At 72.5% G+C, this 15384-nt stretch carries 12 protein-coding genes; 4 read left to right on the forward strand and 8 right to left on the reverse strand.

What is annotated here, in order from left to right:
- Positions 1 to 20 precede the first annotated feature (20 nt).
- Positions 21 to 647 (forward strand): maleylpyruvate isomerase family mycothiol-dependent enzyme, encoded by a 627-nt coding sequence (locus tag ACFY36_RS16115; protein WP_499746731.1) that lies wholly within the window; start codon positions 21 to 23, stop codon positions 645 to 647.
- A gap of 12 nt (positions 648 to 659) precedes the next feature.
- On the opposite strand, the gene ACFY36_RS16120 is transcribed toward ACFY36_RS16115, so the two are convergent.
- Positions 660 to 2588 carry a serine/threonine-protein kinase gene (locus ACFY36_RS16120; protein WP_499746732.1) on the reverse strand — a complete coding sequence of 643 codons (1929 nt, stop codon included), beginning with the start codon at positions 2586 to 2588 and terminating at the stop codon, positions 660 to 662.
- A gap of 68 nt (positions 2589 to 2656) precedes the next feature.
- Positions 2657 to 3976 (reverse strand): cation:dicarboxylate symporter family transporter, encoded by a 1320-nt coding sequence (locus ACFY36_RS16125; protein WP_499746733.1) that lies wholly within the window; start codon positions 3974 to 3976, stop codon positions 2657 to 2659.
- 108 nt (positions 3977 to 4084) lie between these two features.
- Here ACFY36_RS16125 and ACFY36_RS16130 point away from each other — a divergent pair, with 108 nt between their 5' ends.
- A complete protein-coding gene (locus tag ACFY36_RS16130) occupies positions 4085 to 5551 on the forward strand; it encodes a sensor histidine kinase (RefSeq protein ID WP_499746734.1) in 1467 nt (488 codons plus the stop codon).
- The gene (locus ACFY36_RS16135) at positions 5548 to 6234 is read left to right on the forward strand and encodes a response regulator (RefSeq protein ID WP_499746735.1); all 687 of its coding nucleotides are present in this window, start codon (positions 5548 to 5550) and stop codon (positions 6232 to 6234) included. Before ACFY36_RS16130 ends, ACFY36_RS16135 begins: the two co-directional genes overlap by 4 nt.
- Here ACFY36_RS16135 and ACFY36_RS16140 read toward each other — a convergent pair whose 3' ends face one another.
- Positions 6235 to 7170, reverse strand: coding sequence for a LysR family transcriptional regulator (locus ACFY36_RS16140; protein ID WP_499746736.1), 936 nt, complete (start codon positions 7168 to 7170; stop codon positions 6235 to 6237).
- A gap of 93 nt (positions 7171 to 7263) precedes the next feature.
- Here ACFY36_RS16140 and ACFY36_RS16145 point away from each other — a divergent pair, with 93 nt between their 5' ends.
- Entirely contained in the window at positions 7264 to 8358 is a 1095-nt protein-coding gene (locus tag ACFY36_RS16145; protein WP_499746737.1) for a TDT family transporter, read from the forward strand.
- Here the strand turns inward: ACFY36_RS16145 and ACFY36_RS16150 are convergent.
- Genes ACFY36_RS16150 through ACFY36_RS16170 form a run of 5 tightly spaced genes read right to left on the reverse strand, consistent with a single transcriptional unit; the run spans position 8339 to position 15276 of the window.
- A complete protein-coding gene (locus tag ACFY36_RS16150; RefSeq protein WP_499746738.1) occupies positions 8339 to 11095 on the reverse strand; it encodes a DUF5682 family protein in 2757 nt (918 codons plus the stop codon). The two genes, ACFY36_RS16145 and ACFY36_RS16150, sit on opposite strands and share 20 nt — an antisense overlap.
- Positions 11092 to 12204 (reverse strand): ATP-binding protein, encoded by a 1113-nt coding sequence (locus tag ACFY36_RS16155; RefSeq protein WP_499746739.1) that lies wholly within the window; start codon positions 12202 to 12204, stop codon positions 11092 to 11094. Before ACFY36_RS16155 ends, ACFY36_RS16150 begins: the two co-directional genes overlap by 4 nt.
- Positions 12205 to 12215: 11 nt before the next feature.
- Positions 12216 to 13496, reverse strand: a complete 1281-nt coding sequence (locus ACFY36_RS16160; RefSeq protein WP_499746740.1) for a vWA domain-containing protein — start codon at positions 13494 to 13496, stop codon at positions 12216 to 12218.
- Positions 13493 to 14821 carry a hypothetical protein gene (locus ACFY36_RS16165; protein WP_499746741.1) on the reverse strand — a complete coding sequence of 443 codons (1329 nt, stop codon included), beginning with the start codon at positions 14819 to 14821 and terminating at the stop codon, positions 13493 to 13495. The genes ACFY36_RS16160 and ACFY36_RS16165 overlap by 4 nt, the downstream gene beginning before the upstream one ends.
- Positions 14821 to 15276: a hypothetical protein gene (locus ACFY36_RS16170; RefSeq protein ID WP_499746811.1), complete on the reverse strand. Its 456-nt coding sequence runs from the start codon at positions 15274 to 15276 to the stop codon at positions 14821 to 14823. The genes ACFY36_RS16165 and ACFY36_RS16170 overlap by 1 nt, the downstream gene beginning before the upstream one ends.
- Positions 15277 to 15384: the final 108 nt, after the last annotated feature.

Raw genomic sequence — 15384 nt, forward strand, 5'->3', positions numbered from 1 at the left:
AATCTCAGTAGAGTCGGTCCATGACCATCGATGACCGGCTGAACACGCTCGACGCGCTCTGGTCGGTGTGGGCGGCGACCGGGCGCACCCTGAACGACGCGGACTGGGACAGGCCGACCCGCCTCGACGACTGGACGGTGCGCCACCTGTGGGCACACGCGGCCCAGTGGCCCTTCGGCTTCGCCGTGCTGGTGGAGCAGTGGGTGACCGACGCCCCGCCCACCCACCCGACGGCGGCCGCCCTGATGGCCGAGTTCAACGCCCCCGACGGCGTCGCCAACACGATGCGCGGCCAGGTGGCGACGGCCGGCCGCGAGGACTCCGCAAAATACACCGTCGAGCAGATGGTGTCCCAGTTCGCCTCGACCGGCCCGGCCGCCGTCGAGGCCGCCCGCAAGCTGGGCCCGGTCCGCGTGAACTACTTCGGCCGGGCCGTCATGCCCCTCGAGGAGGCGGTGAGCATCGGCATCCTGGAGACCACGGTCCACCTGCTCGACCTGCAACGGGCCCTCGGCCTCGAGCCGGACGTCCCCGCGGAGAGCCTCCAGCACACCGCGGCCGTCCTGGCCCAGATCGCCCCACCGGTCGACTTCATCGAGGCCACCACGGGCCGCGCCTCGACCGACCTGTTCCCCGTCCTGTCCTGACCCCGCCGGGGATCAGGCGCAGTGGCCGAAGTCGCTCTCGTAGTCGAAGTCGTCGATCGAGCCGCCCCACTTGATGCAGGCCTTGGCCGCGCTCGCCTTGACCGGGCCGGCGTAGAAGTCGACCTCGCCGTCCTGGGTGTCGCGGTCCTTGTCCTGCACCTCGAGGAAGGCCGAGGCGTCGGCCTTCTCGTTCAGGTCGCTGCTGCGGAGGGTGACCACGCAGTTCTGCTGCTTGTCGTCCGAGATCATCAGGTAGACGCGGCCGACCGTGCCGGCGTTGCCCTTCAGCGTGGCCGTCTCGAGGATCGAGTAGTTGCTGCCGCAGAGCTGCTTCGGCGTGTACGGGTTGGTGACGTCCTGCTGGGGCGGGGTGGTCTCCTCGGTCTCGGTGGGCTCCTCGACCGGCTGGGTGTCCTCGTCCGCGGGCTCGGTGGTCTTGGTCTTCGTCGGCTTGGGCTTGCTGCTCTTGGTGGTCTCCTCGACGGGGGGCGGGGTGGCGCCCGCGCCGGGGTCGACGGCGCCGTTGGCCGCGGCGTTGTTGGTGGAGGTCTCGCCCGAACTGCCGTTGACGATCGCGAAAGTCACGGCGACCACGCCGAGGACGACGGCCGCGATGGCCACGGCGATCACCGTGCCGCGCTTCTTGCCGGCCGGGGGGTTGCCGCCGGACGGGGAGCCGCCCTCGTAGCCGCCGGTGACGACCGCGGCCGGCGGCCGGGTGCCGTAGCCGCCGCTGCCCGAACCCGCGCCATGACCCGCCGGGGACACCGAGGCGGCCCCGGCCGCGAAGCCGCCGGAAGAGGGGACGGAAGCGCTGCCGGAGGGGTACGAGCCGGTACCACCCGGATACGAGCCGCTGCCACCCGGATAGCGCGCGGTGCCGCCCGGCTGGCCCGTCTGCGGGACCGCGGCGGCGCCGGCGCGACCGGTCGGAGCGCCGTAGGCGCCGCTCTGCGCGCGCCCGGGCGGGTAAGCACCGGAAGCCGGCCCGCGGCCGGCGGGCGGGAACGCACCCGAGGCCGGCGGTCGGCCGGCCGGCGGGAAAGCGCCCGAGTTCGCCGGAGGCTGCCCGCCGCGCTGATAAGGCACGGTAGGGCCGGTCTGCCCGGCTCCCGGGCGGCCCGCGCCCCGGGCCGCCTGGGCCAGGGCGGCCGCGCTCGGGAACCGATGCTGCGGGTTCTTGGCCAGCGCCCGGTTCACCAGCGCCGCGACCGCCGGCGGGACATCCGGCGGCAGCGGCGGCAGTTCGCCGTACACCAATTGGGCCAGCACTTGAAGGGGGTTTTCGCCGACGTAGGGCGGCCGGCCGGTCAGGCAGCAGTACGCGACCGCGCCCAGCGCGTAGACGTCGGTGAGACCGGACACCGGATGGCCCTCGGCCTGCTCCGGCGCCATGTAGTTGGCCGAGCCCAGCACCACGTTCGTGCTGGTGATGCCGGTCACCTGGGTCGAGCGGGCCACCCCGAAGTCGACCAGCACGAGCGCGCCGTTGGGGCGGACCAGCAGGTTGGCCGGCTTCACGTCGCGGTGCACGATGCCCGCGTCGTGCGCCACCTGCAACGCGTCCGCGACCTGGGCCACGATCCGCATCGTCTCGGCCGGGCTGAGCCGGCCCGCCTGCTGGATCTGCTTCGACAGCGGGGTGCCCTCGATGAACTCCATCACCATGTAGTCCATGCGGCCGCCGCCGACCTGCGCGTTCTCGCCGTAGTCGTAGACCTGCACGATGCCCGGGTGGCGCAGGGCGGCCATCATGCGGGCCTCGGAGCGGAACCGCGTGAGGAACTCGGGGTCGGCCATGAGGCCGGGCAGCACGACCTTGACCGCGATGGCGCGGTGGAGCATGCGGTCGGTGCCGCGCCAGACCTCACCCATGCCACCGGCGGCGATGCGTTCGGTCAGTTCGTAGCGCTCGCTGAGCAAGGTCCCCGGGGAAAGCACCGGATCATGTTACTCAGACTCGGCGAGGGGGAGGCCCGGCCACCGGGGGGAGGTGACCGGGCCGGTCTTCAGCTGGGCGAAGAGACGGATTCGGCGGGTCGCTCGTCCAGCATCGTCGCCTCGTCGAACGGATCGTGCCCGGCCAGCACGGCCGACGTCTTCTCCCGGTCGATCTCGCCGGTCCAGGTGCCGACCAGCACGGTCGCCACCGCGTTGCCGGCGAAGTTGGTCAGCGCCCGCGCCTCCGACATGAACCGGTCGATACCGACGATCAGGCCCACCCCGTCGACCAGGTCGGGCCGGTGGCTCTGCAGACCGCCGGCCAGGGTGGCCAGGCCGGCCCCGGTGATGCCGGCCGCGCCCTTGGACGCGATGACCATGAAGACCAGCAGGGAGATCTGCTCGCCGATGGACAGCGGGTCGCCCATCGCCTCGGCGATGAACAGCGAGGCCATCGTCAGATAGATGGCCGTGCCGTCGAGGTTGAACGAATATCCGGTCGGCACCGTGATGCCCACGACCGGCTTGCTGATGCCCAGGTGCTCCATCTTGGCGATGAGCCGGGGCAGCGCCGACTCCGACGACGAGGTCGACAGGATCAGCAGGAACTCGCGGCCCAGATATTTGAGCAGGGCGAAGATGTTCACCCGGGCGAACGCCCACAGGATCACCGCGAGCACCACGAAGACGAAGATCGCGCAGGTGACGTAGAACCCGAGCATGATCTGGGCCAGGCTCTTGAGCGCGTCCACGCCGGTCGCGCCGACCACCGCCGCCATCGCGCCGAAGGCGCCGACCGGGGCCAGCCACATGATCATGGCGAGGATCTTGAAGACGAGCCGCTGGATGACCTCGACGCCGCGCAGCACGGGCTCGCCGCGGGTGCCCAGGGCCTGCACGGCGAAACCGACCAGCAGCGCCACCAGCAGGGTCTGCAGCACCTCGCCGTCGGTCAGCGCCGACAGCAGGCTGGTCGGGATGATCCCGAGGACGAAGTCGTCCAGGCCCTCCTTGGGCGCGTCGCCGGCCGCCTTCTGCCCGGCCTCGGCGATCGACGGGTCCAGGTGCAGCCCGGCCCCGGGATGGATGATGTTGCCGACGACCAGGCCGATCGCGAGGGCGACGGTCGACATGAGAAGGAAGTATCCGAGCGCCAGCCCGCCGACCCGGCCCACCTTGGCCGCCTGCCGGATCGAGCCCACACCCAGCACGATGGTGCAGAAGATGACCGGGGCGATCATCATCTTGATCAGGTTCACGAAGGCGGTGCCGACGGGCTTGAGTTCGACGGCGAAGTCCGGAACCAGCAGGCCGACGGCGATGCCGGCCACAACGGCGACGATCACCGCCACATAGAGGTAGTGGGTACGGTCCCTCGAGGTCTTCATGCGCCAGAATGTGGCCCACGTCTCTCCCCGGGGGCACCATTGCGTTCATTCTGTTCACCGGCGCGTTTCAGGACGGAAACGGGCTGGAGCATCGCGCGGCAGCTCTTCGTGCTGCAGGCGCTGGTCGTGGCCGCCCTGGTCGCGATCGGGACGGCCGGGACCGTCCTCATCGTCCTGGACGACGCCGAGCAGGCCGCGATCGACGACGTCGTGGACATCGCCGAGACGGTGGCCCGCTCCCCCATGGTGGTCGACGCGGTGCGGGGCCCGTCGCCGTCGGTGGTCCTCCAGCCGTACGCCGAAAGCGTCCGTGTCGCCACCGGGACCGACTTCATCGTCGTCATGGCCACCGACCGCACCCGTTTCACCCACCGCACACCCTCACTCATCGGCCAGCCGTTCATCGGCACGATCGACGGGGCCCTCGAAGGCGGCACGGTCGTCGAGAAGAGCGTGGGCACGCTCGGCGAGTCGGTCCGGACCGTCGTGCCGGTCCGCGACTCGCAAAACCGGGTGATCGCCCTGGTCTCGGTCGGCATCACCACCGACGCGATAAATCAAAAGCTGATTGGGCGTACGCCGGCGGTCGCGATCCCGGCCGCGCTGGCGCTGCTGCTCGCGGCCGCGGGCAGCTGGCTGCTCAGCCGCCGCCTCCGGCGCCAGACGCACGGGCTGGGACCGGCCGAGATGACCCGGATGTACGAGTACCACGACGCCGTGCTCCACTCCGTCCGCGAGGGGCTCGTGGTGGCCGACCGCGGCGGGCACGTGACGCTGATCAACGACGAGGGGCGCCGGTTGCTGGGCGACGATCTCGAGGCCGTACGCGACCTGATCGCGGCCCGGGCCACAGTGGCCGACGAGCCGGTCCTCGCGGGCGATCGGGTGCTCGTGGCCAACCAGCGCGTGATCCACTCGGAGGGGCAGACCATCGGCACCGTACTGACCCTGCGTGACCACACCGAGCTTCGCGCTCTGACCGGAGAGCTTGATTCCGTACGAGGTCTGACCGACGCCCTGCGGGCACAGGCCCACGAGGCGGCCAACCGGCTGCACACGGTGCTGACCCTGGTCGAGCTCGGCCGCACCCAGGAGGCCCTCGACCTGGCCACGGCCGAGCTGGCGGCCGCCCAGCAGCTGACCGACCAGGTGGTGGGCGCCCTGGACGAGCCGGCCCTGGCCGCCCTGCTGCTCGGCAAGTCGGCCCAGGCCGGCGAGCGCGGCGTCGAGCTGGTGGTCGACGAGGCGTCCCGGATGACCGGCGCCCCACTGCCGGGCCGCGACCTGCTGACGGTGGTCGGCAACCTGGTCGACAACGCCCTGGAGGCCGTCGCCGGGACCCCACCACCACGAAAGGTGACAGTCCTGATCGTCAACGACGACGGCGTCGTCCTCGTCCGGGTCACCGACACCGGCCCCGGCCTGCCCGAGGGCGCGTTCCGCAAGGGCTGGTCGACCAAGGCCGAGGGCCGCGGCATCGGCCTGTCCCTGGTCCGCCAGGTGGCCGACCGGTACGGCGGCACCATCGAGGTGGACGGTTCGGCCGTCACCGTGCGCCTGCCGGTGCCGTCGTGAGCGACATCCGGGTCCTGGTGGTCGAGGACGAGCCGCTGCTGGCGGAGGCCCACGCGGCGTACACCCGAAGGGTCGAGGGTTTTGCCGTCTCCGGTGTGGCCCACACCGGTCAGCAGGCCCTGGCCGCGCTACGGGCCACGCCGGTCGACCTGATCCTGCTCGACCTGCACCTGCCCGACATGTTCGGCCTCGACCTGTGCCGCACCCTGCGCGGCGCCGGCCTCACCACCGACGTCCTGGTCGTGACGTCCGCCCGCGACCTGGCCGTGGTCCGCTCGGCGGTCTCCCTGGGCGTCACGCACTACCTGCTGAAACCGTTCACGTACGCCGCTTTCCGGGAGAAGCTTCTGGGGTACGCCCGCTACAGCGCCCAGGTGCGGGGAACGTCCCCGGTGGCCGCCCAGCACGAGATCGACCGGGCCCTGGCCTCCCTGCGCGGCACGTCGCCGGTCACCCTGCTGCCCAAGGGCCTCGACCAGGGCACCCTCGACCTGATCCTGGGCGTCCTGAGATCGAGCGACGCCACCACAGGCTTGTCGGCGGCCGAGGTGGCCTCCCGCATGGGCGCTTCGAGGGTGACCGCCCGCCGCTACCTGGAACACCTGGCCGACACGGGCCAGGTGACCCGCAGCCCGCGCTACGGCGGCCCCGGCCGCCCGGAGGTCGAGTACCGCCGGAGGTGACTACGGGAGCGCTCCGATGTGGGCCAGCAGGGCGCGGACGCCGCCGGCCGGAGGGACGCGGGGGCCCGACCAGATGGCGCGCAGGGGGCGGTGCAGGTCGAGGCCGGCGACCGGGATGGGGCGGAGACGGCCGGCCCGGAGGTCGTCGGCGACGGCCAGGCGGCTCAGGGCGGCCGGGCCGGCGCCGGCCAGGACGGCGGCGCGCACCGCGGCGGAGGTGGACAGCTCCAGGGCCGGGCGGGCCGGGACGTAGTCCTTGCCCAGGGCCTTGCGCAGGGCGGCGGTCAGGAAGTCGCGGGTTCCCGAGCCGGCCTCGCGGGTCACCAGCGGCGTCTCCCCCAGTTCGGCGGCGTCCACGCCGCCCGGGCGGCGGGCCCAGCGGTGCGCGGGTGGGACGACCAGGACCAGGTCGTCGTGGGCGGCGACCCGGCTGCGCAGGCCGCGCGGGGCGGTCGGCCCCTCCACGAAGCCCAGGTCGGCCGCGCCCGAGCGGACCTGCTCGATCACGGTGTCGCTGTTGGTGGCGGTGAGCACGACCTGCACGGGCGTCTCACCGCGCCGCTCGGCGTCGGCTTGGAGGCTGACCAGCCAGCTCGGCAGGAGCTGCTCGGCCACGGTGAGGCTGGCGCTGACCCGGATGCGGCTGCGGCTGTCGTCGCGCAGCGAGGCGAGCCCGGTGTCGATCTCGTGGGCGAGGGTGAGCAGCCGGTCGGCCCACTGGGCGACCACCACCCCGGCCGGTGTCAGCTCGGCGCCGCGGGTGGTGCGGGTGGCCAGCCGGATGCCGGTCTGCGACTCCAGCGCGGCCAGCCGCGCCGACGCCGCCTGCTGTGACACCCCGGTCTCGCGCGCGGCCGCGCTGAGGCTGCCGGTGCGGGCGACGGCCAGGAAGACTTCGAGGGCTGCCAGATCGGGCATGCGCGCGCTGAGGGCCACAACTGAACATGGTAACCGGGTACAAGCTGAGGTTGTGACCTCACAAGATCGGCGCGCCTACCGCCCGAGCCGGGCCCGCCCGATCGTTGACGTATGACCGCGACCGTCACCACCGCCCCGCTCCGCCGCCCCCGGGCCGGCACGCTGCTCGAAGGCTTCGGGCCGAACTGGTTCGCGTCCGTCATGGGCACCGGCATCGTCGCCACGGCGGCCGTCTCGCTGCCGGTCCACCTGCCCGGGTTACGGCCGTTCGCGGTCGCGGTGTGGGCGCTCGCGGTGGTCCTGCTGGTGGCCGTGACGACGGCGACGGTGCTGCACTGGCGGCGATATCCGGGCACGGCGCGCGGCCACCACCTCGATCCGGTGATGGCCCACTTCTACGGCGCGCCGCCGATGGCGCTGATGACGGTCGGGGCGGCGACGCTGCTGGCCGGGCACCAGGTGATCGGAGAGAGGGCGGCCCTGGCCGTGGACGGGGTGCTGTGGACGGCCGGCACGATCGGTGGGCTGATCACGGCCGTCGCGGTGCCGTACCTCCAGTTCACCCGCCACGACACGGACGAGCGGGCCCCGTTCGGCGGCTGGCTCATGCCGGTGGTCCCGCCGATGGTGTCGGCCTCGACCGGGGCCCTGCTCATCCCGTACCTGCCGGCCGGGCAGCCCCGGCTCACGATGCTGGTGGCCTGCTACGCGATGTTCGGGCTGAGCCTGATCGCGTCGTTCGCCGTCATCCCGCAGATCTGGCACCGCCTGGCCGTGCACAAGGTGGGCCCGGCCCGCGCGGTGCCCACCCTGTGGATCGTCCTGGGCCCGCTCGGCCAGTCGATCACCGCCGTCAACCTGCTGGGCGGCGCGGCCACCCACGTGCTGCCACCACCGGCCGCGGACGCGCTGCGCCTGCTGGGCGTCGTCTTCGGCGTACCCGTCTGGGGCTTCGCCCTGCTGTGGATGGCCCTGGCCACGGCGATCACCGTCCGCGCGGCCCGCGAGCGGCTGCCGTTCACACTGACCTGGTGGTCGTTCACGTTCCCGGTGGGCACGTGCGTGACCGGGACGTCGGCCCTGGCCACCCACACCGGCTCAGCGATGCTGGCAGCCGCCGCCGTCCTCCTTTACGCGGGCCTGCTGGCGGCCTGGGCTGTCGTGGCCGCCCGAACCGCCCGGTTCGTCACTGGCGTCCGCCCATGAGCGCCTCCACCGCGATCACCGCCTCGGGGAACGAGGCGAGCAGGGCCGGCCGCTGAGGCGCGGGCGCCGCCCACTCCCCCGGGCAGCCGAGCAGGGCGGCCACGGCGTCGGCCGCCGCCGGGTGGGCGGCCAGGAAGGCGGAAGCCGGGCCGGCGCCGAGGCGCGCCGCGGGCCGCCTCGGGGTCTGCTCGCGGTCCCACGGCGGGGTCCACCCGTCGAGCGCCTCCAGCGTGGCCGGGAAGGTGCGGCCGGCCTCCCTCGTCAGCACCGGGACCAGCTCGGCCGCCTGGTCGCGCAGCGTGGTGATCAGCGTGGGCAGCCAGGGCAGCAGGACCGGGTCGGGCAGGCGGCCGAACGCCTTGGACAACGTCTCGACCACGAACGGGGCCAGCCGCGGCACCGGCTCCAGCGCCTGCACGAAGCCGCTCACGTACTGCGGGACTGACGGCACCACCAGCGGGTTGCCCAGCAGCTCCTCCACTCTCGTGCGGAGGCCGGCCAGGGGCAGGGCGCCGAGCTGATGGCGGGCCGCCCAGAGCAGCGCCACCTTGGCCGGCGACTCCGGGTGTGACTGCCGGACCGCCAATTCGAGCTGGGCCCGGTCGCAGCCGAGCGACAGGGCCAGGCTCTCCATGCTGAACAGGAACCCGAGCATCGCTCCGACCTGCCGCACCCCGGTCTCGTCGTCCACGAACGCCGTCGGCAGCAGGGTGCAGTAGTGGGCGTACCCCTCGGTGACAAAACGCTCGCACCAGGCGGGAAGCGCCGGAGCGGCGCTCCGGTAGTGGGCGAGCAACCGCCGGACGCGGCGCAGGACGACCGGGGCCTCGTCGACCGTGCGCTCGGCCTTGAGCAGCTCGACCGCGCGGGCGCCGAGCTCGTCGGTGAGCCGCGGGCTGGACAGGAACAGCAGCGAGTCCTCGACCGCCTTGAGCGCGACGGCCGCCGTGGCCGAGTTGTCCCAGGCCGCGCGGCGCAGGCGCTGTTCCAGCACCTGTTCGACGGTGACGCCCTCGTACCCCAGCTCGATGATCGTCCGCTGGTGGCGGCCGAGGTCGAGGTCCCAGCTCTCCTGGAAGTGTTTCTCGCCCAGCCGGCGCGAGCCCATGATCGGGCGGACCGCGTGGTCGGGCAGCAGGTAGCGCAGCATCCAGAGCAGCTGGGAGCAGGCGGCCAGCTCGGGCCGGGCGGTCAGGTCGAGCAGCGCCCGCTGAATGGTGCGCTGCTCGAGGTTCAGCTCGAGCGGGGCCAGCCGGTCGAACACGTCGCGGGCCAGCGGCGGCAGGGCGTCGTAGCCGACCTGGCCGATCCGGTCGCCGCCGAGCAGGATCTCGCAGAGCCGCCGCACGTCGCGCCGCCCCGGCACGACGTCTTTCTCGATGCAGGTCACGGCGGCGTCGGCGAAGTCGTACGGTGTGGGCCGCGCCCGCCCGCGCATGCCGGCGAGCAGGATCGACGTCTCGAAGACGGCGATCGCGTCGGCTGTGCTGGCCAGGTAGCCGTTGCGGCGGGCGAGCCGGACGATGTCGACGCACCAGCCGCGCAGCTCGGCCTCGTCGAGCCCGTCGAGCACGGGCGGCCCGGAGAGATATCCGGTCAGCTGGTCGGCCGGCGGCGGGTCGGCCATCGGCGGTGGCAGCGCCTTGCGGGTCTTCTTGTTGCGCCCGCCTTTCTGCCCGTCGAGCTCGAACGGCGTGAGCCGCGTCCTGGTCAGCCCTTTCTGCCAGGTGGCGGCCGCGATCGAGACCGAGCCCGGCGCCAGGCCGAACTGGGCCTCGATGGCCGAGTGGCTCGACGGGATGAGGCCGTAGAGCCAGGTCGTGCCGGTGCGCGGGCTGATCGCGAAGCCGGGGGTGCCGGCGGCCGAGCCGACCTCGGGCAGCCGGCTCGCCGCGTGGAACGCCCCGCAGACGTAGAGGCAGTCAGCCGGGTCGATCTCGCCGGCGGCCAGATGTTCGCGGATGCGCGTCCACATGTAGCGCTCGCGGTCCTCGTCGCTGCGCCAGCGGGCGCCGTCGTGCGGCGCCAGCCGGCGGAACAGGCTGCCGATGAGGATCATGACTTGGCGGTACGTCTCGTGGTCGCACCCGGCGAGGGGCTGCTCCACGTACTGGTCCCACCACTCCGACCAGTGCCGGACCCGGCCGTGGTGCAGCAGGTGCTCCTCGAGCTCGGCGAAGCGCGGCCGCAGGTCGCCGATCTCGACGCCGACCGCGTCGCCGTGCAGGTCCTCCTCCTGGTGCTGTTCCGGCTGGGCGCTCTCGTCGCGCGGCGCCCACTGGAAGATGTGGTCGGTGGAACGGTCGACCAGCACGAGCTCGACGCCGGGCGTCTCCAGGGCGTACGAGATGGCCTGGTATTCGGCCGAGCTCTCGGTGATCGGGGCGATGACGCTGAGCGGCGCCGACGCGACCGGGAAGCCCTCGAGCTCGGAGGCGAACGCCTGCAACGCCACCGGCAGCCGGCAGTTGCGCAGCTCGGTGAGGATCGGCGTCATGTCCTCGCACAGCTCCAGGTAGATCACCTTGGGCTGTTTCTCGCGCAGGCGCCGGACCATGGCCAGCGCCGAGGCCGGCGAGTGGTGGCAGACCGGGAAGATCTCCAGCGGCTCGCGCAGGGCGTGCTCGACGTCGTCGACCATGCCGGTGAGGATCTCGGGCAGCGCGGCCGGGCCGTCGGCCAGCGCCTCGGCCGCGCCCAGCAGCTGCGCCCGCAGCGGGTCGAAGGGCCCGCTCATGAGAGAGTCTCGATCGCCTGGCGGCCGCCCTCGAGGAAGCCGGTCCACTCGCCGCCGTCCTCCTTGCTGCGCGGCTCGATCACGCCGTGCCAGTACTTGTTGAGGATCGCGAGGTCCTCGGGGCTGCGCCGGGCCAGCGACCCGACCAGGGAGCCGGCCAGCGTCTCGGCGGTCAGCTCGGAGGCGCCGAAGAAGTTGCTGTGCAGGATCGCGTCCTCCAGCACGCCGATCTGCTCGGCCGTGGACAGCGCCGACTCGAGCTTCTCGTCGTCGCTGCCGGCCGACCCGGCGGCCGCGCGCAGGTCGGCGAAGCTCTGCAGGAGAACGTCGAGCAGAGTGGGCGGCACCTCGAGCTCGATGTTGTGGCGGCGCAGCAACTCCTCCGTACGGAATCGGACGATCTCGGCTTCGCTCTTCTTGTTCGTCACCACGGGGATGCGGACGAAGTTGAAGCGGCGTTTGAGGGCCGAGGAAAGATCGTTGACGCCGCGGTCGCGGCTGTTGGCGGTGGCGATGATCGAGAAGCCGGGCTGGGCGAAGACGATGTTGTCCTCGTCGAGCTCGGGGATGGAGACGTACTTCTCGGACAGGATCGAGATCAGCGCGTCCTGCACGTCGCTGGTCGAGCGGGTCAGCTCCTCGAAACGGCCGATGACGCCGCCCTCCATGGCCGTCATGATCGGCGACGGGATCATCGAGGACCGCGACTGGCCCTTGGCGATGACCATGGAGACGTTCCACGAATATTTGATGTGGTCCTCGGTGGTGCCGGCGGTGCCCTGCACGACCAGCGTCGAGTTGCGGCTGATGGCCGCCGCGAGCAGCTCGGCCAGCCAGCTCTTGCCGGTGCCGGGGTCGCCGATGAGCAGCAGCCCGCGGTCGGAGGCGAGGGTGACGATGGACCGCTCGACGAAGCTGCGGTCGCCGTACCATTTCTGGCCGATCTCGCGGTCGAGGCCGTCGGCGCGCTCGGAGCCGAGGATGAACAGGCGCACCATCTTGGGGCTCAGGCGCCAGGAGAACGGTTTCGGCCCGTCGTCGACCGACTCGAGCCAGTCCAGCTCGTCGGCGTACTTGATCTCGGCCGGGGGTCGCAGCATCTCGCTCATCAAGGTCTCCTCTATGCCACAAAATTCTTGAGCTCGACGACGAGCTTCTGGATCTTTCCGGAGATCACGGGGGTGCCGAGATCTTTGAAGCGCTGGCGGAACCAGGGGTTGACGCTCTGGGTGCCGGAGCTGTTGACCGAGCCGACCGGGATGAAGCGCACCCCTGAGCGGTGCACCGCCTCGACCCCGTCGAACAGCGGCTGGGAACGGTCGAACTCGTAGAAGTCCGAGATCCACACCATCACCGTGTTCCGCGGGTCGGCGATCTTGGGCCGGGCCATGGCCATCGCGACCGGGCCGTCGTTGCCGCCGCCGAGCTTGGTGCGCAGCAGCACCTCGAACGGGTCGTGCACCCACGGCGTCAGGTCGAGCGCCCTGGTGTCGTACGCGATCAGATGCACGTCGACCTTGGGCAGGCCCGCGAAGATCGAGGCGAGGATCGTGCAGTTGACCATCGAGTCGACCATCGAGCCGGACTGGTCGACCACCACGATCATGCGGGCCGGGGTGACCCGCTTGGCGGTCTGCCGGTAGAAGAGCCGGTCGACGTAGAGCCGCTCGTCCCCGGGGTTGTAGTTGGGCAGGTTCTTCCAGATCGTGCGGTCGAGGTCGAGGTTGCGGAACACGCGTTTGGGCGGGACCGAGCGGTCGATCGTGCCCGCGCTGGCCTGCGCCACCTGGGTGCGCAGCACCGCTGCCACCTCGTCGACGAACTGGCGGATCAGCCGCTTGGCGTTGGCCAGCGCGACGCCGTCGAGGTTGTTCTTGTCGCGCAGCAACTGGTCGATGAGCGACATGCTCGGCGTGAGCTTCGCGGCCAGGCGCGGGTCGGCCAGCACCTCGCGCAGCCGCATCCGCTTGATCAGGTCACCCTCGATGCCGGCCAGCACCTTGCCCTCGGGGCGCCCGCGGAGCTGGCCCGGCTCCTCGCCGAGGGCTCGCTCGAACCAGCCGGCGTCGGCCTGCCACCGCGCGAGCTGACCGGCGCTGACGTCGCCGCTGCCGGTGTCGAAGACGTTGAGCAGCAGCTTGGAGGCGAGCGCGGCCCGGCGTACCTCGCCCTCGCGGTCGTCGTCGCCGGGCGTCATGAGGCCCTCGAGCTCGGCGGCCAGGTGGGGATGGCGCTGCACGAGGTTGTCGATCGAGGCGCCGGGGTCGAGCAGCGCCGCCGGGAGCCCTTCGTCGCCGACGATCGCGACGCTGGCCTGCTCGAGCGCGGCCTGCTCCTCGGGGTCGAAGAGCCGGGCCAGCAGCCGCCAGTAGAGGACCTGTCGCCGGTTTTCCGCGGTCATTTGCGCAGCAGCCTTCCCGCTCGTTCCCGGAGCACCTCGACGGCGCCGCCGGCGGCCGCCTCGGCCTTGGCCGCTTTGGCGTCGGTGGGGCCGAGCGCCCAGTCGCCGGTGTGCACGGTGACCGGCTTCTTGCGCACGGTCGCCTGCACAGCGAGCGGCTGTACCACCCAGCGGTCGCCGTCGAAGCGCAGCAGCCCGAGCACCGCGCCGGCCGCCGCGACCAGCTCGGCGGTGAGCGGCCCGGCGGCCGGCAGCCGGCCGGCGTCCACCTCGAAGCCGCCGCCCTCCAGCAGCACCGGCTCGGCGATCGCCGCCGGATGCCGGTCGAGCGGGGCCGTCGAGGACGCGACGGCGCCGGCCAGCAGGACCCGGGCGGTGGTGAACGGGTCGGCCGGCTCGCCCGGCGCCGCCCGGCTCTCGTCCCAGATCAGATCGCCCCCGGCGGTGAGCGTCATGCCCGACACCTCGACCGAGCGGTGCTCCGCGAGCGCCGACAGCAGGATCGGGAAGGCGCCGAGCATGCGCCAGGCCGACGGGCCGCTGATCGTGTCGACCTTGGCCGCGGCCACGCTCGTACGGACCAGGCGGACACCCGTTCCGGTCTCGAGCAGGCCGTGCACCTGGCAGCGGAACACCGTCGGATGCTCGTGCAGATCGGCCCCGAGGATCAGCAGCCGCCCGGCGGCCGGTGCCGACGGCGCGGCCGGCAGGCCGTCCTGGGACAGCATCAGCGCCCTGGTCCACAGGTCGGCCCAGCGGCGGACCGGCACCCGGGGCAGGGTGGCGACCGGCGCGGTGGCCCGCAGCTCGGCCGCGAAGCCGTCGAGCAGCACCGCGAGGCGGCGGCCGGACGGCTCGGCCAGCAGCGCCCGCACCGCGGCGGCGCCGCCCGCGGCCAGCTCGTGGTCGACGCCGCGCCAGCCCGCGATGGCCAGCTCGCGCAGCCAGGAACGGCTGCCCGCGGTCAGGTGACTCGACTCGGCCGGCCCGGCCGGGGCCGGCCACGGTTCGCGGACACGGCCGGTGGCGGCGTCAAGCCCGGCGACCAGCGCGTCGTGGGCGGCACCGAGCAGCGCCACCCGGCACCCGGCCAGGACGGCCAGATGCTCGTCGGTCACCGTGCCCGCGACGATCTTGCCGACCGCCTCGGCGGCCCGGCCGGCCAGCGGCGAGGAGTCGAAGGCGGCGGCCACGGCCTCGAGGGCGGCCACCCGCTCGTCGTCGAGCCGGGCCAGCCCGTGCACGAGGGCGTCGTCGAGCCCGTCGGCCACGGCCTGCACCTCGTCGAACCCGGCCGGGCGGGCCGGGAGCGCGTCGGGAAGCATCAGCGCACCGCCTGACTCGCGGCCGGGAACCACTGGAGGTCGGGCAGCGGATCGGTGCTCGGCGCAACCTCGAGATAGGCCAGGTGGCGCAGGAAGCTGCTGAACACCTCGGCCGCCCGCTGGGGCGCGGCCACCGGCCGCAGCGCCGGCCACAGGTCGGTCTCACCGGACGGCGGCTCGACCTTGAGGTAGCGGGCCACGCGCTCCACCCCGTACTGCGCCAGGGCGGCCTCGAGCAGCGCCTTGAGATGGTTGCAGGGCCGGGAGCCGCCGCCGAGGCCCCCGCACGGACGGTTGTTGTTGGTGTTGCAGCTCAGCCCGTGCTCGGCCGCGGTGATCGACGAGACGTACACCCTCTCGACGTCCGAACCGCTCGACACCACCCCCTGCAGCCGCCCCTCGGCGAGCTCCACGAACGGCACCTTGGCCAGCTTGCGCGCCCGCACGGGCGCCATGACCGGGGCTGTGCTGCGCCGCTCGAACGCGGCGCCCTCACTTGTCACAACCGATCCTCCTCACGAACAGGTGCGGTAGTTCTATCGGATGGGTCCGACAAAACTTCG

The organism is Actinoplanes sp. NPDC000266 (assembly GCF_042899005.1).
In the GTDB taxonomy this organism is placed as follows: domain Bacteria; phylum Actinomycetota; class Actinomycetes; order Mycobacteriales; family Micromonosporaceae; genus Actinoplanes.